Annotated in this window: 14 protein-coding genes; 9 read left to right on the top strand and 5 right to left on the bottom strand. The window is 61.5% G+C overall.

Annotated elements, in window-relative coordinates; genetic code table 11:
* The first annotated feature begins 8 nt into the window (after window positions 1-8).
* From MKI83_RS08955 to MKI83_RS08940, 4 genes are all read left to right on the top strand, one after another.
* Window positions 9-1,103: a polyamine ABC transporter substrate-binding protein gene (locus tag MKI83_RS08955; RefSeq protein WP_241585022.1), complete on the top strand. Its 1,095-nt coding sequence runs from the start codon at window positions 9-11 to the stop codon at window positions 1,101-1,103.
* Between the two features lie 627 nt (window positions 1,104-1,730).
* Window positions 1,731-2,873, top strand: coding sequence for a polyamine ABC transporter ATP-binding protein (potA, locus tag MKI83_RS08950; RefSeq protein WP_241585020.1), 1,143 nt, complete (start codon window positions 1,731-1,733; stop codon window positions 2,871-2,873).
* Window positions 2,870-3,778, top strand: a complete 909-nt coding sequence (locus MKI83_RS08945; RefSeq protein ID WP_272493035.1) for an ABC transporter permease subunit — start codon at window positions 2,870-2,872, stop codon at window positions 3,776-3,778. Before potA ends, MKI83_RS08945 begins: the two co-directional genes overlap by 4 nt.
* Complete coding sequence (locus tag MKI83_RS08940; RefSeq protein ID WP_241585019.1) at window positions 3,775-4,644, top strand: ABC transporter permease subunit; 870 nt, start codon at window positions 3,775-3,777, stop codon at window positions 4,642-4,644. Before MKI83_RS08945 ends, MKI83_RS08940 begins: the two co-directional genes overlap by 4 nt.
* Before the next feature lie 56 nt (window positions 4,645-4,700).
* Here MKI83_RS08940 and MKI83_RS08935 read toward each other — a convergent pair whose 3' ends face one another.
* Window positions 4,701-5,312 (bottom strand): DNA-3-methyladenine glycosylase family protein, encoded by a 612-nt coding sequence (locus tag MKI83_RS08935; RefSeq protein WP_241585018.1) that lies wholly within the window; start codon window positions 5,310-5,312, stop codon window positions 4,701-4,703.
* Window positions 5,309-6,325, bottom strand: a complete 1,017-nt coding sequence (locus MKI83_RS08930) for a zinc-dependent alcohol dehydrogenase family protein (RefSeq protein ID WP_241585017.1) — start codon at window positions 6,323-6,325, stop codon at window positions 5,309-5,311. Before MKI83_RS08930 ends, MKI83_RS08935 begins: the two co-directional genes overlap by 4 nt.
* Window positions 6,326-6,562: 237 nt before the next feature.
* Here MKI83_RS08930 and MKI83_RS08925 point away from each other — a divergent pair, with 237 nt between their 5' ends.
* Together MKI83_RS08925 and MKI83_RS08920 are read left to right on the top strand one after the other, a co-directional pair.
* Window positions 6,563-7,738, top strand: a complete 1,176-nt coding sequence (locus tag MKI83_RS08925; protein ID WP_241585016.1) for a benzoate/H(+) symporter BenE family transporter — start codon at window positions 6,563-6,565, stop codon at window positions 7,736-7,738.
* Window positions 7,739-7,789: 51 nt separating this feature from the next.
* Complete coding sequence (locus MKI83_RS08920) at window positions 7,790-8,200, top strand: globin family protein (protein WP_241585015.1); 411 nt, start codon at window positions 7,790-7,792, stop codon at window positions 8,198-8,200.
* Window positions 8,201-8,220: 20 nt separating this feature from the next.
* Here MKI83_RS08920 and recD read toward each other — a convergent pair whose 3' ends face one another.
* The 3 genes from recD to recC are packed head-to-tail and all read right to left on the bottom strand — an operon-like array spanning window position 8,221 to window position 17,262.
* Entirely contained in the window at window positions 8,221-10,134 is a 1,914-nt protein-coding gene (gene recD, locus MKI83_RS08915) for an exodeoxyribonuclease V subunit alpha (RefSeq protein ID WP_241585014.1), read from the bottom strand.
* A complete protein-coding gene (gene recB / locus MKI83_RS08910) occupies window positions 10,124-13,801 on the bottom strand; it encodes an exodeoxyribonuclease V subunit beta (protein WP_241585013.1) in 3,678 nt (1,225 codons plus the stop codon). Before recB ends, recD begins: the two co-directional genes overlap by 11 nt.
* Window positions 13,798-17,262 carry an exodeoxyribonuclease V subunit gamma gene (recC, locus tag MKI83_RS08905; RefSeq protein WP_370867376.1) on the bottom strand — a complete coding sequence of 1,155 codons (3,465 nt, stop codon included), beginning with the start codon at window positions 17,260-17,262 and terminating at the stop codon, window positions 13,798-13,800. Before recC ends, recB begins: the two co-directional genes overlap by 4 nt.
* 184 nt (window positions 17,263-17,446) lie before the next feature.
* On the opposite strand from recC, the gene MKI83_RS08900 reads away from it, so the two are divergent.
* The 3 genes from MKI83_RS08900 to MKI83_RS08890 all read left to right on the top strand — a co-directional run bounded on the left by MKI83_RS08900 (window position 17,447) and on the right by MKI83_RS08890 (window position 19,268).
* Window positions 17,447-17,662: a hypothetical protein gene (locus MKI83_RS08900; RefSeq protein WP_241585009.1), complete on the top strand. Its 216-nt coding sequence runs from the start codon at window positions 17,447-17,449 to the stop codon at window positions 17,660-17,662.
* 12 nt (window positions 17,663-17,674) lie between these two features.
* A complete protein-coding gene (moaE, locus tag MKI83_RS08895; RefSeq protein WP_272493034.1) occupies window positions 17,675-18,121 on the top strand; it encodes a molybdopterin synthase catalytic subunit MoaE in 447 nt (148 codons plus the stop codon).
* 175 nt (window positions 18,122-18,296) lie between these two features.
* Complete coding sequence (locus MKI83_RS08890) at window positions 18,297-19,268, top strand: TAXI family TRAP transporter solute-binding subunit (RefSeq protein ID WP_241585008.1); 972 nt, start codon at window positions 18,297-18,299, stop codon at window positions 19,266-19,268.
* Window positions 19,269-19,349 lie beyond the last annotated feature (81 nt).

Here is a 19,349-nt window from a genome sequence, read left to right as displayed (position 1 = left end):
CTACCTGCATGAAAATGTTTGCCAAGACCCTGATGGCACTGTCGCTCACGGCAGCCGCCGCTACTGCGGCGCAAGCCGATGAAAAAGTGCTGCACGTTTATAACTGGTCTGACTACATCGCCGAAGACACGCTGGATAACTTCCAGAAAGAGACCGGCATTCGTGTGGTCTACGACGTGTTCGACTCCAACGAAGTGCTAGAAGCCAAGCTGCTTTCTGGCAGCACCGGCTACGACGTGGTGGTACCGTCGGGCCAGTTCTTGGCCAAGCAAATCAAGGCGGGTGTCTTCCAGAAGCTGGACAAGTCCAAGCTGAGCAATTGGGACAACCTGAACAAGGACCTGCTCAAAGCCTTGGACGTCAACGATCCGGGCAACCAATACGCTTACCCCTACCTGTGGGGCACCACCGGTATCGGCTACAACCCTGCCAAGGTCAAAGCAGCGCTGGGCGTCGACACCATTGATTCGTGGGATGTGATCTTCAAGCCGGAGAACATCGAGAAGCTGTCCAAGTGCGGCGTGGCCCTGTTGGATGCCCCAACGGAAATCGTCCCGGCTGCCCTGCACTACTTGGGTCTGGACCCGAACAGCACCAACAAGGCCGACTACAAGAAGGCCGAAGAGTTGCTGCTGAAGATTCGTCCGCACGTGACCTACTTCCACAGCTCCAAGTACATCTCTGACTTGGCCAACGGCAACATCTGCGTGGCCGTGGGTTGGTCGGGCGACGTGTTCCAAGCGCGTGACCGTGCCGAAGAAGCCGGTAACGGCACCGTGGTTAACTACGTGATTCCCAAAGAAGGCGCGGCGTCTTGGTTCGACATGCTGGCCATTCCGGCAGACACCAAGAACAGCGAGTCGGCGCACTTGTTCTTGAACTATCTGCTCCAGCCAGAAGTGATCGCCCCGATCTCCAACTACGTGTCGTACCCCAACGGCAACAAAGCGGCGACCCCGCTGGTGGATGAGCCGATCCGTAACAACAAGGCGATCTACCCAGACGACGCCACCATGGCCAAGCTGTACACCTTCGCGGAGCTGCCGCAGAAGATTTACCGCGTGATCACGCGCAGCTGGACCAAAGTGAAGTCGGGCAAGTAAGCCCTGAGTACCGCGGCCGCGTTGTGCGGCTGCGGTGCTTACCGATTCAGGATTGTTCTGCACTGAACACGAACCGTTAACGCAACCCATGCCTGCCGCCGCAGTCATGGTGGGAGGCCGGATGCAACAGGGTTCTTATACCGCCCTGCCCGCTGCCTGTGGGCTAAAAAACACCGTGCTGGCGATGCAGTCACCACGGCGCTGCGGCCTATTCTGGGATTGTGTGCACGTGCCTTGGGCCTTAGATCCGCCCGCGTTGGCTGCTTGTTCGGTGCTGTTACCGGTGTTTTCTCCGGTTTCGGCGGTTAAATTATCCCGCCCCCTCTTCGATTTTTCTCTGGCTGCCGCTACTATCCGCGCCGCCGCCGTCGACCTCGACCGCCGCGCTGCCGTCGCACCCTCTGCACTCAGCGGGCTTAGCCAGAACGACCCATTGTTTCCTGCCGCATCCCCCCGCGCTGCCACCTTGTGGCGACGGGCTGTGCCTGTGGCTGGAACAACCGCTCCGCGCGCCGCCCGTGCGTCGGGCTTGCCGCATCGCGGTGACACGTTGCAACGAAGCAACAGGCTTCGTACCTTTTCGACCGCTCGGCCAGTGCTGGGCATAGTTAGTCTTGGGAGTGAGTGATGGCTATAGCCACCGGTGCCAACAATAATGCCCCTGCGGGCCAAGCCAGCCAGAAAGAAGTGCTGGTGAAAATCGACCGGGTAACGAAGAAGTTCGACGAGACCGTGGCCGTGGACGATGTGTCCCTGACCATTAACAAGGGTGAAATTTTCGCCCTGCTCGGCGGTTCCGGTTCGGGTAAATCCACCCTATTGCGCATGTTGGCCGGCTTCGAACGCCCCACCGACGGGCGCATTTATGTCGACGGTCAGGACATCACCGATATGCCGCCCTACGAGCGGCCGATCAACATGATGTTCCAAAGCTATGCGCTGTTCCCGCACATGAGCGTGGAGCAAAACATTGCCTTTGGCCTCAAGCAAGACGGCATGCCCAAAGCGGAAATCGCCGAGCGCGTGGCGGATATGCTCAAGCTGGTGCACATGACCCAGTACGCCCGCCGCAAGCCGCATCAGTTGTCGGGTGGTCAGCGTCAGCGCGTGGCCTTGGCGCGTTCGTTGGCTAAGCGCCCCAAATTGCTGCTGCTCGATGAGCCCATGGGCGCGCTGGATAAAAAGCTGCGTTCGCAAATGCAGTTAGAGCTGGTCGACATCATCGAAAACGTCGGCGTGACCTGCATCATGGTCACCCACGACCAAGAAGAAGCCATGACCATGGCTCAGCGCATCGCCATCATGCACATGGGGTGGATTGCGCAGGTGGGCAGTCCGGTGGACATCTACGAGAGCCCCAGCAGCCGTTTGGTCGCCGAGTTTATCGGTAACGTCAACCTGTTCGACGGCGAAGTGGTGGTCGATATGGAAGACCACGCCATCATCCAGTGTCCACAACTGGAGCGCCCGATTTTTGTTGGTCACGGCGTCAGTACGTCGGTGCAGGACAAGAGCATCAGCTATGCAATTCGCCCGGAAAAGCTGCTGATTACCGCGCAAAAGCCAGACTGCGAACACAACTGGTTCACCGGCAAAGTGCACGATATCGCCTACTTGGGCGGCCACTCGGTGTACTACATCAAGCTGCAGTCGGGCATGTTGGTGCAGTCGTTTATTGCCAACACCGAGCGCCGCGCGGGTCGCCCGTCGTGGGGCGATGAAGTGTTTGTCTACTGGGAAGACGACAGCGGGGTGGCACTGCGCTCATGAACATTAAATCCCTCACGCGTCGCTTGCCCAAGGGCCGGCACTATGTAATCGGCATGCCGCTGCTGTGGCTCGGCTTGTTCTTCTTAATGCCGTTCATCATCGTACTGAAAATCAGCTTTGCTGAAGCGGAAGTGGCGATCCCGCCCTATTCCGAGGTGTTCTCCTACGTTGATCAGGTGGTGCAAGTCACCCTCAACTTGGGCAACTACATCTTTCTTACCGAAGATGAGCTGTACATCGCCGCCTACCTAGGCTCGATCAAGATCGCCACCATCAGCACCCTGCTGTGCTTGCTGATTGGCTACCCGATGGCTTACGCCATTGCGCGGGCCAATAAAGAACAGCAAACCGTGTTGCTGTTGTTGATCATGATGCCAACGTGGACTGCGATCCTGATTCGCGTGTACGCGTGGATGGGCTTGTTGTCGAAGAACGGGCTGATCAACAGCACCTTGATGAGCATAGGCCTGATCGATAGCCCGATTCAGATGCTCAACACCGACTTTGCGGTGTACTTGGGCATTGTCTATTCGTACCTGCCGTTCATGATCTTGCCGCTGTACGCCAACTTGGTGAAACACGACATGAGCCTGCTGGAGGCGGCCAGTGACCTCGGCGCGAGCCGTATCACCAGCTTCTGGCGCATCACGGTGCCGCTGTCGAAAAACGGTATTTACGCGGGCTGCATGCTGGTGTTTATCCCGGCGGTGGGCGAGTTTGTGATCCCTGAGCTGCTTGGCGGCCCCGAGACTCTGATGATCGGTAAGGTGTTGTGGCAAGAGTTCTTCAACAACCGTGACTGGCCGGTGGCATCGGCGCTGGCGGTGATCATGTTGGGCATTTTGATTATCCCCATCATCTTGTTTAACCGTAATCAGCAGAAAGAACTGGAGGGCCGGCTATGAAGCGCTGGGACGTACCCAAGGTCATGCTGCTGCTCGGCCTGTTCTTCATCTACTTACCGATGGTGATCTTGGTCATCTACTCGTTCAACGCCAGCAAGCTGGTGACCGTGTGGGGTGGCTGGTCGATCCATTGGTATGTGGGCTTGCTGGATAACACCCAGCTGATGAACTCGGTGTGGCGCAGCTTGCAGGTGGCGTTTTTCACCTCCTGTTCGGCGGTGATCATCGGCACCCTCGCCGCCTTTGTGATGACGCGCATGCGCCGCTTTCGCGGTAAGACCTTCTTCTCCGGCTTAGTCACCGCCCCCTTGGTGATGCCTGAGGTGATTACCGGTCTGTCGTTGCTGCTGTTGTTCGTCGCCATGGGCCAACTGATTGGTTGGCCGGGTCAACGGGGTCTGACCACCATCTGGATTGCGCACACCTCGTTCACGGCCTCGTATGTGGCGGTGGTGGTGTCGTCGCGGCTGAAAGAGCTTGATCTGTCGATCGAGGAAGCGGCGATGGATTTGGGTGCGCGGCCGTGGAAGACCTTCCTGCTGATCACCGTGCCGATGATTGCGCCGTCCATCGCGGCCGGTTGGATGATGGCCTTCACCTTGTCGCTGGACGACTTGGTGCTTGCCAGCTTCGTGTCCGGCCCAGGCTCGACCACCCTGCCGATGGAGATCTTCTCCGCCGTGCGCTTAGGGGTTAAGCCGGAGATCAACGCCGTGGCCAGCTTGATTCTGCTCTCGGTGTCGCTCGCCACCTTGATTGCTTGGTTCCTGATCCGCCGCAGCGAAAAGCGTCGGCAGAAGGCCATGCAGCAAGTGTTTGCCAGTGAGGCGGAAGAGGCCGCCGGTAGCCGTCAACGCATGGCGTAAGCCGGCTGCGTGCGCAAAAAAGCCCCGTCATTTTGGCGGGGCTTTTTTTATTTGGATTAGGTCGGTGCGCCGCGATAGTAATGCCACAAAAACAGCGCGCCGACGCTGCGCCACGGCGCCCAGCATTCGGTCAGTGCGCGCGCGTGTTTGGGGGTCGGCTTATCCGCCAAACCGCGTAAACGGCCCAAGGCCACGCGTAAGGCCAGATCATCGGCGGGGAACAAGTCTTGCCGGCCCAGCGAGAACATCAGGTAAATCTCCGCACTCCAGCGCCCAAAGCCGCGCAGTGCGCTGAGCTGGGCGATGGCTTGCTCATCACTGAGGCTGTCCAGCGCGTCGAGGGCCAAATCGCCGCTGACCACGGCCAAGGCTAAGCCCTGTACGTATTCGACTTTGCGCTGCGACAGTCCCGCATCGCGCAGTGCCTGCGTGGGCGTGGCCAGCACGTTGGCCGCGTTGAGTTGCGGTAACAACGCGTGCACTCGCCCCATAATGGCCGCTGCTGCGTGGGTGGATATTTGCTGGCTGACAATGGTGCTGACCAAGGTTGCCATGCCGGCTGGGCGGGTGCGCGGCGGTGGCGGGCCGAGCTGTTCGAGCGCGGCGGCCAGCGCGGGATCGGCTAGGCGCAGACAGACTAAGCCTTGCTCGATCTGCTGCGCGTTCATGCCATGGTCAAAATACTGCGGCCACGACGTGGGCAGGTTTCGAGATGATCTTGCGCGGCGGCCACGTGCTCGAAGGGGAACTCGCTCTCGATCGGCGCGCTTAACTGCCCAGCATCCAGCAGACGATGAATGGCGGCGTGCGCGGCGAGTAACAACTCAGGTTGGGCGGCAATGTTGAGTTCTGGGCAGCCGCTGTAATCCATGATGCAGTGGCGCAAAATTTGGAGGTGCTTTTGAAAGGTCACGCAGGCGGGAAAGGCCGCCTCGTTGCCACCGTTGTAGCCGTACAGCACCAGCTTGCCGCAGGTGCCGAGCGCTTCGGCAAGCAGGCACAGGTTGGTGCTGCACTGGCCGTCCAGCGCGATATCCAGGCCCAAGCCATGGGTAAAGCGTTCGCTCTCTAGCAGCAGATCATGTTCTTCGCAGTTAATTACTCGATCGGCGCCGAGCTGCAACAGCCAGTCCTGATCATCGCTGAACTTGCTCGCCGCCAGCACCCGCGCACCCAAGGCTTTGGCCATTTGCACGGCGGCCGGGCCGTGGCATTGGCTGGCGGCGGTGACCAGCACGCTTTGTTCAGGCTTGAGGCGCACCAGCTCGGTCAGGGCCAAATACATGCTCAACATCGGCGTGTAAAAGCCGGCGGCTTGGTTGTCACGCAGGCTGTCATGCACAGGCAATAAGGCCGCCCGCGGGATCAGCGCTTGCTCGCCGTAACCCGGATACAGATTAAGGTCGTGTGCGGGAATACTCGCCACCCGTTGGCCGACGGTTAAATCGCTGACCTCAGGGCCGACCGCGCGCACGATGCCGCACACTTCATAGCCCATGCTGGCCGGCAGCTGTACCGAGTCGCCGGAGAGGTTTTGGCGACGCAGGATGTCGCCCCAGTTCAGCGCGATGGCACGCACATCCAACAGCACTTCACTGCCGCGCGGCGCTGGCAGGCTGATGTCCTCTAAGCGCAACTCGGCGCTGGTGCCAAACTGATGAAAGCGAATCTGACGCGGCATGACGCAATAAACCTCTACAACCAATGCGAGTGTGCACTGTAGCTGCGCGCGGCGTAGGCGGCCAAGCATTGTCAGTGATAACGGCTATGCCTGACGGTGATTGGGCCTGTTTTACTCGCCGCGGCACAGTGTGATGCCCAAGTGTTAGCCAGCTGTAGCGCAGGCTTTGGCGCACCGGCTGCTAGTGTGACGTGGACGAATACGCAGACCAGTTAAGAGGCAAGACCCGTGAGGACTATGTTGCGCACATTGCAGGCGCTGCCAAGGCAGGCAGATTGGTTGGCGCCATTATTAGCCGGATTTGTCACGGTGTTGGTGGGCTACACCAGCTCTGCGGCGGTGGTGTTTGAGGCTGCCCGCGCCTTGGGCGCCAATAGCGCGCAGATCGCCTCGTGGCTACTGGCCTTGGGCGTGGGCATGGGTGTGGGCGCGCTGTATTTATCGATCAAGTACCGCGCGCCGATCAACGTGGCGTGGTCCACGCCTGGGGCGGCGCTGTTGATTGCCGCTGCTGGAGATGTCAGCTTGGCGCAGGCCACGGGCGCGTTTCTATTCAGTGCCCTGCTGATTTGGCTATGCGGGGTGACGGGCGTGTTTGCGCGGCTGCTGGAGGTGATTCCGCAGTCTCTTGGCGCGGCGTTGCTGGCCGGTATTTTATTGCAATTCACCCTGCATGCCTTTGAGCTGCTGCCCCAAGCGTGGACGTTATTGCTGCCGATGCTGGCGGTGTATCTGCTGATGCGTCGGCTCCAGCCGCGCTATGCCGTGGTGTTTAGTTTTGCCGTAGGCGTGTTGTTAAGCGCCAGCCAAGGGACATTGCGCAGCGAGTTACTCAGCATCCAGCTGGCCACCCCAGTGTGGGTCACACCGGAGTTTGCATGGCCGGTGCTGTTGGGCGTGGGTCTGCCACTGTTCTTAGTCACCATGGCGTCGCAAAACTTGCCCGGCGTTGCCGCGCTGCGTGGCGGCGGCTATCCGGTGCCGGTGTCGTCTTTGATCAGCACCACCGGTGGCTTGAACCTGTTGTTGGCCCCGTTCGGTGCGTTTAGCTTGAACTTGTCCGCCATCACGGCGGCTCTGTGCATCAGCCCGGATGCCCACCCTGATCCGCGTAAGCGCTACTTGGCCAGTAGTTTTGCCGGGGTGTTGTACTTGCTCTTGGGCGTGCTGGGCGCTTCCGTCGGCGCGCTGTTTATGGCCTTTCCGCGCGAGTTGGTGCTGGGTATCGCCGGCATCGCCTTACTGGGCAGCGTCGGCAATGGTCTGCATCAAGCCTTGGTCGATGAGCGCCAGCGTGAGCCGGCGCTACTGACCTTTGTGGTGACGGCTTCAGGCGTTAGCCTGTGGGGTATCGGCGCGGCGTTTTGGGGCATTGTGTTGGGCGCATTGGCGTTGCTAATCCAGCGCCGTTAAGCAGATGGGTCTAGGCTGATGATTCCCCTATCAGCAAGGAAGCCCCCTGCCATGGCACTCACGCGCGAGCAAATCCAACAGGTACAAACCAGCTTTGAACAGGTTGAGCCCATCGCCGACCAAGCGGCGGTGATCTTTTACGACAAACTGTTTGAGTACGATCCGGCTCTACGTGCGCTGTTTAAAGGCGATATGCATGAACAAGGGCGCATGTTGATGAGCACGCTAAAGCTTGCCGTGCGAGGCCTGAGCGATCTAGACAGCCTCGTGCCGGTGCTGCAAAAGCTGGCGGCGCGGCATGTGGATTACGGCGTGAAAGCCGCAGATTACACCCCCGTCGGCAATGCCCTGCTCTACACCTTAAAGACAGGCCTCGGCGAGCACTGGAATGATTCGCTGCGCGAGGCCTGGCTCGAGGTCTACCGCACTATGGCACAGGTGATGAAAGCCCACGCGCATTGAGCGTGCGCAGTATCAGCCCGTTAGGCAAAACGCTCAGCCAAGCCGCTGGCGCGCTCGGTGCGGGTGGCGGCGGCACTGGGTAGCAAGCTGGGGTTGGCGGTCAGCAGGGTGAAGCGCTGTCGTGCGCGGGTGATGCCGGTGTAGAGCAGTTCGCGGGTCAGTAGCGGGCTGGGTTCGGGCGGTAGCACCAAGGCGGTGTGGTTGAACTCCGAGCCTTGCGACTTGTGCACGGTCATGGCGAACACCGTTTGCGCTTCGGGCAAACGGCTGGGGCGCACCAGCTTCAGCGCGCCGTCGACCTTAAACGCCACGCGCAGGCCCTCGTCGCGCCAGTTCAGGGTAATGCCGACATCGCCGTTCATCAGCCCTAGGCTGTAGTCGTTGTGCGTCATCAGCACGGGGCGGCCGGCGTACCAACCTTGGGCGGCGCTGAGTAGGCCGGCATGCAGCAAGCTGTTGGCGATGCGCAGGTTGAGCCCTTCGACGCCCCACGGCCCTTGGCGGAGCGGGGTCAGCAGTTGAAAACGGCCAAAGTCGTTTAGGCGCTGCAAGGCCCAATCGTGCCATTGAGCCTCATCCGCATCGTTGCCAGGGGCGTGGCGCAGGGCGCTGAGATAGCCGCGATAGCCGTCCTCGGCCAAGCACAGTTGTTCGAGTTGCGCGTCGTGCTCGCCGCTTAAGGTGATTAAGCGGGCGTCGTCGCTGTTGAAGGCGGATAACGTCAGTCGGCCTTGGTTGACCGCGCTGGCCAGTTGGCCGATGCCGCTCTGGCTATCAAAACGGTGGCTGTGCCGCAGCATGGCGACTTGTTGATCCAGCGCACGCGGGGTGTGCGGCGCTTGCCAAGGCTGGATGTCTGCAGCGCAGGCCTCCGCCACCCACGCGCAGGTGGCGGCGCTGTAACCGCCGGCCTCGGCGGCGGCGCACAAGTCGCCCAGTACCGCGCCGGCCTCCACCGAGGCTAACTGGTCTTTATCGCCTAACAACACCAAGCGGGCGCTGTTAGGCAGGGCGGCGAGCACGTGCGCCATCATTTCTAGGTCGATCATTGACGCTTCGTCGATCACCAACACATCCAGATGCAGGGGATTGCCGGCGTGGTGGCGAAACTGCCGGCTGTCGGGCAGCGGGCCGAGCAAACGGTGCAAGGTGCTGACTTCAGCGGGAATGCTGGCGCGGATCGCTGCGCTGACTGGCAGGGCGGCGATAGCCCCAGCAATCGATTCATTCAAGCGCGCCGCAGCTTTGCCGGTGGGGGCCGCCAAGCGGATGCGCAGTTTGCCGCTGCCGCTGGCCAGTGCTTGCGTTTGCAACACGGCGAGCAGGCGCACCACGGTGGTGGTTTTGCCGGTGCCGGGGCCGCCGGTGATCACCGCGAAGGCACTGCGTGCGGCCAGCGCACAGGCGATGTGTTGCCAGTCCGGTTGCTGAGCGCTGCCGTTAAACAGCGGTTGTACCTGTTCGCGCAGCACGGCGGCGGGTAGCGGCTCGGCGTGCAGGCGTTGCTCGATGGCGGCAGCAATGTGGCTTTCGTACTGCCATTGGCGGCGCAAATACAGGCGCTGACCGCACAGCACCAGCGGACGATCAGGGTGCGCGTCAGTAAAGGCATCGGTGGCTGTCGCCACCACGCGGGAGGCGCTGAGGGCGGCGCACCACTGCGCAACGTTCCAGTCGGGCAGCCAGTGCGCTTGCTCGGGGCTGGGCGGCTGCTCGGCGTACAGCAGGCGCTCGCTGTCACGCAGGGCGCGGTTGAGGTCGAGGCAGGTGTGGCCGTGGCCCAGTTGTGCGCTGGTCAGCGCGGCGGCCAGCAGCACTTTCGGGTCTTGCTCACCTTGATCGGCAAGAAATTGCGCCACGGCGCGATCTAGCCGGCGCAGGCCGCGGCAAGCCAAGGCCTGCTCGAACACGGCGGTTAAGGCTTCAGGCAACATTCTGTGGCTCCTCGGCGGCAAACAGGGCGTCCAACGCTTCGATCAGCGGCTCGGGCGGCAGTACGTGGTACAGACCGTTGCCTTGCTCGTCGAGACCGCGCAAAAACAAATACACCGCGCCGCCCATGTGCTCGGCATAGCGGTAGTCGGGCAGGCGGGTTTTTAACAGTCGGTGCAGGGCCAAGGTGTACAGCAGGTATTGCAGGTCGTAGCGTTTTTCCAGCACCACGGCGCGCATGGCCTCGGTAGCGAACCCCGGCAGGCGGTTGGATTTGTAGTCGGCCACGTAATAGCGCCCATCGTGCATAAACACCAAGTCGATAAAGCCTTTGAGCATGCCGTTGAGGGTTTCTCGCGCTAGCGCTGGGCGGGCGATGCCTGGGTGAATGTGTTGGCAGATCAGTTGGTCGAGTTGCTGGGTGTCGACGTGCTCGATACCCAGCCAGAACTCCATTTCCACCTGATAGTGCGGTGCTTGCAGTTGCGCTAAACACAGGGTGCTGGCGCCCAGCGGCAAGGCTTGTTGGCGCAGCTGGTCGAGCCAGTCGCCCAGCGGCGCGATCCACTGTTGCCACTGGCGGTTATGGCAGCGCTTGGCGATTTCGTCACGCAGCGCCGACGCCGGGCTGGCAAAGCCGGTTTCGCCAAGCCATTCCAATAGTCCGTGTAAGAAGGTGCCGGGCTGCGGGCCAGCGGGGAAGTCTGCCAGCGGCCCGGTGTGCGGCAGACTGGTCGCCGGCAGCTCGCGGGAGTCGAGCAAGGTTTGCGCTTGGGCCGTGTCGGGGCTGTCGCCGGTGAGCTCGCCGCCGATGCGTTGTTCGCCCTCGATCGCGTGCACCAGCGCACTGTAACTGGCCACCCACCAGCGCGGCGGTTGCCAGGCGGTGAGGGTCAGTGGCGCGAGCAGGGCGCTATTGGCTTGCTGGCCGTGCCATACGCTGTGGTTAATCTCCGGCAGCGCGGCGATGGCGGTGTGCGCCGCGGGCAGGGTATCCAGCGCGGCCTTAAGGCTGGCGTCATCCAAGGCTTGGCCGTGGCCGAGCAGATAGCCGATGGCGCTTTTGTGCACGCTAGAGCTCTTGGTATTGCCCACGCGCAACGCCGCCAGTCCCAGCCAGCAAGCGTGGCGCGCGCGGGTCAGGGCCACATACAGGAGGCGCAAGTCCTCTTGCAGGCGCTCGGCTTCGGCCTGTTGGCTGGCCTCGGGGTGATGGCTGTCGAGCTCCAGCACTTGCTGGCCGTTGTCTTGGTGATAGCGCCAACCGTTATGGCCCGTGGCGCTGCGGTAGCTGGCGATAAAGGGCAAGAACACCAAGGGATATTCCAAGCCTTTGGACTTGTGGATGGTGATGACTTGTACCAAGTCGGCCTCGCTTTCGAGGCGGACTTGCGTCTCGTCACCGCCGCTTTGGCCGCTGTGCGCCAGCTCGATGTGCTCGCCCAAATGGCGCAGCAGCGCGCCCTCGCCTTCTAAACCGGCGGCGGCTTGCTGCAGGAGTTCGGCCAATTGCAGCACGTTGGTCAGGCTGCGCTCGCCGCCGCGTTGGGCATTGGCCAACAGCCGCTCGGGCACGCTGAAGTCGCGCAGTAGGCGGTACAGCATGCTCAGCACGCCTTGGCTGCGCCATAGGCGGTGCAAGTCGGCAAAACGGCTGAGCTCGACCTCCCACAAGTCTTCGTTGTGATTGAGCGCATCTAACTCGGCCCATTGTCGCCCCAATAAGCCGCAGCCGAGCGCGGCGCGCAAGGCACGTGGATGGCTGGGTTCGGCGGCCGCACGCAAGCACAGCAGCACATCGTGCGCTTCGGCGCTGGCGTACACCGAGTCGCGCTCGGACAAATACACACTGCGCACGCCGCGCACGCGCAAGGAGTCGCGCACTCGGGCGGCTTCGCGGCCGGTGCGCACCAAGATGGCGACGTCGCTGGGGCGCAGCGGTGTCAGTTGGCCCGCGCGCATAAAGCCCGCTCGGCCTTGCTCGGCCAAGCTCAGCAAGCGGACGATTTCGCTGGCGCAGGCTTCGCTCATTTGCTGCAAGTAATGTTCTTTGTTGGGCTGCTCGCCTAAGTGCCAGCAGGTCAGCGCGGCTGGGGTGTGGCCATCGACATGCCAGACATCCTCACGACCGTGGGCTTGCACCGCATGAAACGGCAGACCGTGATTGGCAAAGTTGAAGGCGCCGTCAGGCAGCTGGCTTTCTGCTTGGGTAAACAGCGCATTGCAGGCGTCGACCATGGCTTGGCTGGAGCGATAGTTGGTGCCTAGGGTGTAGTGCGGCTGTAGCGCTTGCTCGCGGGCGTGCAGGTAGGTGTGAATGTCGGCACCGCGAAAGGCGTAAATCGCTTGTTTGGGATCACCAATCAGCAGCAGCGCCGTGCGGGCGCGCTGTTGGTAGATGGCGTTGAACAGGCGCAGTTGCACGGGGTCGGTGTCTTGGAATTCATCGATCATCGCCGCCGGAAACTGCTCGGCCATCGCCTGAGCCAAGCGTGCGCCGGCAGGGCTGCGCAGGGCGCGGTCGAGGCGGAGCAGCAAGTCATCAAAGTCGAGTTGCGCTAGGCGCTGCTTGTCGCGCTCGATGCGTTGACCAATCCAGCGCGCGGCATGCAGGCGCAGTTCGGGCCAGAACACCGGTTGTTCGGCGAGCAATGTCAGCAGGCGGTCGAGCTTGGCCAGCGGCAGCGGCGCGGCGAAGGTCTTGCCCTTTTTCAGCGCGCTAGCGAGGTAGCTGGGGGTGAGTTTATCCAGCGCGTCTAAGGTGGTTTTATCCAGCGTGCCGCCCTCGCTCGTCCAACGCTCAAGGAGGGCTAAGCGGCTATCAAGGTACGCGTCTTTCACTTTGTTGCCGTTGAACACGCCCTGCTCCACGCCTTGATACAGCTGCGCGCGCACCTCGACGGCGTGTTGCTGCCAGCTGTGTTGCCAGTCGTGCATGGCGCTGCTGGCGCGGGCTTGCCAGTCGAGCAAGGGGGCGAGCAGCGGCTCAATGCTGGCGCTGTCGGCGTGGGTTAACGGCTGGCCTTGATGCTGTACCAGCAGTTCGGGGTTGAGCAGCGGGCGCACCGCGCTGAGCAGCGTTTCGGGATTGGCGCACTCGCCTTGAATCGCGCTGGCGAGCGCACTCGATAGCGGATAAAAAAAGCTGCGCCAATAATCGCGCGCGGCATCCAAGGCGAGCGTCTGGTCGTCGCTGTCGAGCTCTTGGGTGAACAAGCTGCCGCTGTCGAAGGCATGCTCGCGCAGCATCCGCTGCGCCCAACTGTGGATGGTGAACACCGCCGCTTCGTCCATGCTGTCCGCGGCTAACTGCAGTTGTCGCCCGGCACCGGCGCACGCGGCCACAGGGTACTCGTCGAGCAGGCCTTGCAGCAGGGCATCGGCGTTGCTGGGTTGGCCGGCTGCTTTGGCGCGAAAGGCTTGTGCCGCGTGTTGCAGGCGCTCGCGAATGCGCCCGCGCAATTCTTCGGTGGCGGCTTTGGTGAAGGTCACTACCAAGATTTGTCGCGGCTGCAATGCGGGCAGTTGTTCGCTATCGGCGACTTGCGGGCCGAGCACCAAGCGCAAATACAGCGCGGCGATGGTGAAGGTTTTGCCGGTGCCGGCGCTGGCTTCAATCAGGCGATTGCCCAGCAGCGGGAAGGTTAACGGGTTGAGTAGTTCGCTCATGCGCGAGACTCCCATTCGCTGGGGTTGATGCTATGGGCGCTGGTCAATAACGCGCCGTAGAGTTGCTCGGCCAGTGCGGCAAAGCGCTCGCTGGCGTTGAGCGCGGCAAAGTCCGGATAGGCGTGGCTTAAATAGGCGCAGCGGCCGACTTCGCCGCTTTGATGACCGTTGTCGTAGGTGCTGGCGGCCTTGCCCAGAGCGTATGGCTCATCCTTTTCGGCGAGCTGTGCGAGGTAAACCAGCGCGCTGTGTTGCGCCACGGGCAGCGGTTCGCACAAGCCTTGCTGGTACAAGTCCAACAGCTGTGTGAGGTAGTCGCGCGCCATGGCTTGTGGCAGCGGGGTGAGTTCGACCAGGGTGTCGGGGCTGGCAATCCACGTGCTTAAGGCTTGGCCTTGGGCGTGACTTAAGACGTGCGCGAGCCACGCATCGAGCAGTTTTTCTACACGCAGGCTGCCTTTGTTGAGTAGCCGGCTCAGGCTGTGCAGCAGGCGCGCGCGCTGCTGGTCAGGGCTTTGTTGGCAATGCTCCAGCCAGTCTTCAACGCGCCACGCGCCGTGCTCAAACAGCAGCTCTTGTGCGGGCAGTGGTTGCGGCCAGTGCTGACACAACAACTGCCAGTGTTCGAGTAATTGGCTCAGCGGGGCGTGCAGGCTGTCGCGGTTGAGTTCGGCAAAACCGCCCAGCGGCAGCACGCCCTGCCCTTGCAGGCGTTGTAAGCGGGCGCTGACCACGGCCTGTTGCTCGGCCAGCGGGGCGGCTAAGGCGTGATCGAGCAGCTGTTGTTGCAGTTGATGACGGCTCAGGCCGTCTAGGGCGAAGGGTTCTAGGTCGGCGCTGGTTACCTCCGGCTCGTCAAAATTGACCCCTAAGCGTTGCTGGTAAAAGTGGCGAACGGGGTTGCGTAAAAACTGCCCGAGCTGGCGCAAGGTCACGCTGCCGCCTGCGGTCAGCGGCGCGAGTGCTTGCTGCGGCGCGGCTTCGCGCTGTGTTTGGTGCAGCTGCTGCCACTCACGGGCATAGCTGAACAGCCACGCGGGTTTGGCCTCATCAGCAAAGTAGCGGCGGCTGAACGGTTGTAGCGGATGGCTTTCGCTCAAGGCCTCTAGCAGCGGTTGGTCGTCGGCTAGGGCAAAGCGTGCGCGCAGGTCATCTTGCAATTGTGCGACCAGCACCGAGGGCGGACGCTCGCTGTTGTCACGCACGTCATGGCCGATCCAGCTGAGCAGTAAATGGTCGCGGGCGGCGAGCAAGGCTTCTAAGAATAAGTAGCGGTCGTCTTCGCGGCGCGAGCGATCGCCGGGGCGGTAATGCCCGGGCTTGCCCATCAGATCAAACTCCAGCGGCGCGCGGCTGCGTGGGTAGTCGCCGTCATTCATGCCGAGCAAGGCAATCACCCGAAACGGAATGGCGCGCATCGGCATCAGGGTGCAAAAGTTCACGCTGCCGGCCAAAAACCGCTGGCTCAGGTTGGGGGCATCCACCGCGGCTAGCCACGCCTCCCGCACCACGGCCAAGGGCAGCGGCTCATCAAGACGCGCCTCGGCGCACGCCTGCTGCCAGTGCTCTAGGTGTTGACGCAGGCTGGCTAGCAGTTGCTCGTCGCTGTCGTCGGCGGCGCTGAACAGGTCATCCAACAGCTGGGTTAAGCGCGCGGCCCAGGTCTCGGGGTTGGCGGCGTTGGCCAGCTCACCGCTGTAGTGACGCAGCTGCGCGAGCAAGTCGAGCAGCGGACCGAGGGCGGCGGCATCCAGCCCGCCGACTTCCGCGTAAGGCTCAATATCCGCCCACGGCGCGCCGTTGCCGGCCAAATAACCGAGCAGCAAGCGCTCCAGACCAAAGGCCCAGGTGTTCTGCTCTAGGTCATCCGGTAAGCCCAGCGCGGCGCGTTGGCTGGCATCCAGCCCCCAGCGTATGCCCGCGCCTTCGACCCAGCGTTTCAGCTGCGGCAGGCTGCTTTCGTGCAGATCAAAGCGTTTTCGTAGCGCCGGTACATCCAGCAAGGTCAGCACATCGCTCACCCGGCAGCGGGCTTGCGGGAGCTCCAGCAGTTGCTCCAAGGCTTGCAGCAGGGGCAGGCGGCCGCGTTGGTTTTGGTCGGCCAAGGTGAAGGGGATAAAACGCGGATCTTGTTGCGCGTACTGGCCGAATACCGCTTGCACGTGCGGGGCGTATTGCTCGACATCCGGCAGCATCACGATCACCTCGCGCGGCTCGAGCGCCGTGCCGGCTTGCGCGTGCTGGGCGAATAACGCCAGCAGCTTGTCGTGCAAGATTTCAACCTCGCGCTGGCGGCTGTGCGCCTGAATAAACCGCACGCTGTCGTCTACTTGTGCCAGCACGGCGGGGCTGCTTGGGGTCGGCGCCAGGTCGAGAATGGCGTTGTGAAGCTGGGCCAATAAGTGCGGTTCGCTGCGCGGGATAAACAGGTCGATGCGCTCGGCGTTGAATGCGTGGCGGTAGTGTTCTGGCTGATCGAACTGGTCGAGCAGGCGAATATAGTCGCGCCCCTGTTTGCCCCACGAGGCCAGTAGCGGATGAGCATGCAGGTGCAGCTCTGCTTCGGCGAGGACGGTGGGCATCCCCGGTTTCAGCGCTTGACGGCGTTGCGCGGCGCGCAGTAACTCGCGGTGCTCGATGATGTCGGCCCAAAAGTGCTGGCAAGGGTTTTGTACCGCCAAAATCACTTGGCAATGCCGCCCCAGCGCGGCGAGTGCCTCAAGCAGGCTTTGCGCCAGCGATGAAATACCAAACACCACGATGCGCCGCGGCAAGCCGACCGGCCGCTGCGGGGCGTCCGTCAGCGCCTGAACAAAACGCTGATGCAGCGCCGCGCGATGGCTGTCACGGCTGGCGGCGGGGACGTCGTCTTGCAAGGTGGCCCATAACTCGGCCTGCCAACGCTGATCTTCGGCCAAGGGCTGCGCGTGACCGAGGGCATCGTTGGTTTGCCACAGGCTTTGTGCCCAATCATTCAGCCAGTCGGCACGGTAGACCTGATATTGGTCGTACAGATCAGCCAAGCGCTCGGCCAGTTGGTGGCGTTTGCGTAGCTCGGGGTCGTCGCCCAAAAAATCGCGCAGCGGGGCAAAACTGGCGCGCGTCAATAAGGTGGGCAAGACCCGCAGAATGCGCCAGGTTAGCCGCGCTTTATCGAACGGCGAGTGCTTAGGCACAGCGTCTTTACCCAGCACCGCGCGGTAGGCCTGCCACATAAACTGCGCCGGCAACTGCGCCTCTAAGGCGGCGCTGATGCCCACCCCGCCGCGCGCCGGGCTTTGCGCCAACGCCTGCTTAAACCACTGCGCAATACCGTTGCTTTGCACCAGCAGAACTTCGTTTTCCAGCGGCGCTAACGGTTGACTGGCCAGCCACTGCAACAGCACATCGCGCAGGCTCTCCAACTGATTGCCTTGCAACACCATAAAGCCCGGGGTCAACGCTGCGCTCATGGCGGCCATCCTGTGCAGTGAAACGAAAGGGCGATGATAACGGCTTGGGGCGACGGGGTGTGTCGTGGGCGTTAAGTAACGTTGGTTTACAGCTTTGTTTTTGGCTAATGCAACTGGCGAGTTGATATAGATCAGAACGCCGAATGGGCCGCACCGCATACTGCACCGACAGAGGGAGACTCGAGGACAAACCATGAGCCCGCATCAACAAGCCAAGCAGTTGTGCCAAGCGCTGGCTGAGCAAGCGCAAGCACAGCAGCAAGATCCGCTGCTGCTAGCGCGGGCGCTGTTAAGCGCTTGTGTCGAGTGGAACAAGCAGCTGCGCAGCCACGCCGACTTGGCCGCGGAGCTGGTGTTTTTGGCGAATAATCTGGACGATGAGCAGGACTACCTGTTTATGCGTCCTTAAAGGTGTGTTGCGATGATTGTGATCCAAAGCGAGCCGCTCGATACCCAAGCGGCGCAAGCACGTTTGATGGCCAACCCGCAGGCCGGTGCGGTGGTGAGTTTTCATGGCTTGATGCGCGATCACAACGACGGTCAGGCGGTGTCGCAGTTAACGCTGGAGCACTACCCCGGCATGACCGAAAAAGCGCTCGCGGCGATTATTGCTGAGGCGCAAAACCGCTGGGCGTTGTATGCCGTCGAGGTGCAGCACCGCGTGGGGCCGATGCAGCCGAGCGATATCATCGTTTACGTGGGCGTTTCCAGCGCGCATCGCCAAGAGGCTTTTGCTGCGTGTGATTTCATCATGGATTACCTGAAAACCCGCGCCCCCTTCTGGAAGAAAGAAGTCGCCCCTAGCGGCAGCAGTTGGCTGGATGGCCGTGAGAGCGATCAAGACGCTCTACGCCGCTGGCAGGACTAAGCCTGTCGCCTCACCGCAAGGGTGAGTGCAAAATCACCTGCTATCCTGATGTGACACGTTGCGCACGAATAGCGACATAGGTTTGCGCGCAGGCTGTGTAGTGGCCAGCGCCACATTGTCCGCCTCATGAGGGTGGGCAATACCCCTTCAATAAGCATAGAAAAGGATAGTCCCCATGAAAGGCAAATCCCTCGCATGGATCCTGTCGGCAGCATTGGCAGGCACCACTCTTACAGGCACCGCACAAGCTCAAGAGCAGTTCGTCACCATCGGTACCGGCGGTCAAACCGGCGTTTATTACGTGGCTGGCCAATCGATCTGCCGTTTTCTGAATCGTGGTGCTGAGCAGCACATGATCAAGTGTAATGCCCCGTCGACTGGCGGTGGTGTAGCGAACGTGAACGGTATCCGCACTGGCGAATACAACTTCGGCATCATGCAGTCGGACCACCAGTTCAAGGCCATGAATGGTCTGGCGCCGTTTGCCGATCAAGGCAAGATGGATGACATCCGCGCCGTGTTCTCGCTGCAAAGTGAAGTGTTCACCATTCTGGCGCGCGCCGACTCTAAGATCGCGGGCTTCGATGACATGAAGGGCAAGCGTATCAACGTCGGTAATCCAGGTTCGGGTCAGCGCGATACGTTGGACGAAATCATGGCCGCCAAAGGCTGGGACAAGTCCGTGTTCTCGCTGGCAGCTGAGCTGAAGCCGGCTGAGCTGGCCTCGGCACTGGGCGACAACAACATCGATGCCATGACCTACTTCGTGGGCCACCCCAACGGTGCGATTCAAGAAGCCACCACCACCGTGGATGCCGTTCTGGTACCGGTGACTGGCCCAGAAATCGACAAGCTGCTGGCAGAGAAGACCTACTACACCAAGGCTGAAATCCCAGGTGGCATGTACAAGGGCAACGATAAGCCGACCGTATCGATCGGCGGCAAGGCGGTCCTGTCGACCTCAGCCAAGACTGATCCAGAAGTGGTCTATCAGTTGGTTAAGTCGGTGTTCGACAACTTGGAGCGCTTTAAGCGTCTGCACCCTGCGTTCAATTACCTGAACGAGCAGGAAATGATCAAAGCCGGCCTGACCGCACCGCTGCATGAAGGCGCTGTGCGTTACTACAAAGAAAAAGGCTGGATGTAAGTCGTCAGTCTCGGCTGGGCCTGCGCAGGGCCTAGCCGCTTGTGTTGTAGAGGGTTGCGAAGCGGCTTAGCCGTTTCGCAA

The sequence above is a fragment of the Atopomonas sediminilitoris genome, assembly GCF_022601735.1.
Taxonomy (GTDB): domain Bacteria; phylum Pseudomonadota; class Gammaproteobacteria; order Pseudomonadales; family Pseudomonadaceae; genus Atopomonas; species Atopomonas sediminilitoris.
This window is presented reverse-complemented; position numbering and strand designations above follow the sequence as displayed.

Excerpts from the sequence above, each read along its gene's own strand:
- MKI83_RS08940 (WP_241585019.1), top strand. The coding sequence starts at position 3,775 with ATGAAGCGCTGGGACGTACCCAAGGTCATGCTGCTGCTCGGCCTGTTC.
- MKI83_RS08955 (WP_241585022.1), top strand. The coding sequence starts at position 9 with ATGAAAATGTTTGCCAAGACCCTGATGGCACTGTCGCTCACGGCAGCC.
- recC (WP_370867376.1), bottom strand. The coding sequence starts at position 17,262 with ATGGCCGCCATGAGCGCAGCGTTGACCCCGGGCTTTATGGTGTTGCAA.
- MKI83_RS08945 (WP_272493035.1), top strand. The coding sequence starts at position 2,870 with ATGAACATTAAATCCCTCACGCGTCGCTTGCCCAAGGGCCGGCACTAT.
- MKI83_RS08935 (WP_241585018.1), bottom strand. The coding sequence starts at position 5,312 with ATGAACGCGCAGCAGATCGAGCAAGGCTTAGTCTGTCTGCGCCTAGCC.
- MKI83_RS08930 (WP_241585017.1), bottom strand. The coding sequence starts at position 6,325 with ATGCCGCGTCAGATTCGCTTTCATCAGTTTGGCACCAGCGCCGAGTTG.
- MKI83_RS08890 (WP_241585008.1), top strand. The coding sequence starts at position 18,297 with ATGAAAGGCAAATCCCTCGCATGGATCCTGTCGGCAGCATTGGCAGGC.
- moaE (WP_272493034.1), top strand. The coding sequence starts at position 17,675 with ATGATTGTGATCCAAAGCGAGCCGCTCGATACCCAAGCGGCGCAAGCA.
- recD (WP_241585014.1), bottom strand. The coding sequence starts at position 10,134 with ATGTTGCCTGAAGCCTTAACCGCCGTGTTCGAGCAGGCCTTGGCTTGC.
- potA (WP_241585020.1), top strand. The coding sequence starts at position 1,731 with ATGGCTATAGCCACCGGTGCCAACAATAATGCCCCTGCGGGCCAAGCC.
- MKI83_RS08900 (WP_241585009.1), top strand. The coding sequence starts at position 17,447 with ATGAGCCCGCATCAACAAGCCAAGCAGTTGTGCCAAGCGCTGGCTGAG.
- MKI83_RS08925 (WP_241585016.1), top strand. The coding sequence starts at position 6,563 with ATGTTGCGCACATTGCAGGCGCTGCCAAGGCAGGCAGATTGGTTGGCG.
- MKI83_RS08920 (WP_241585015.1), top strand. The coding sequence starts at position 7,790 with ATGGCACTCACGCGCGAGCAAATCCAACAGGTACAAACCAGCTTTGAA.
- recB (WP_241585013.1), bottom strand. The coding sequence starts at position 13,801 with ATGAGCGAACTACTCAACCCGTTAACCTTCCCGCTGCTGGGCAATCGC.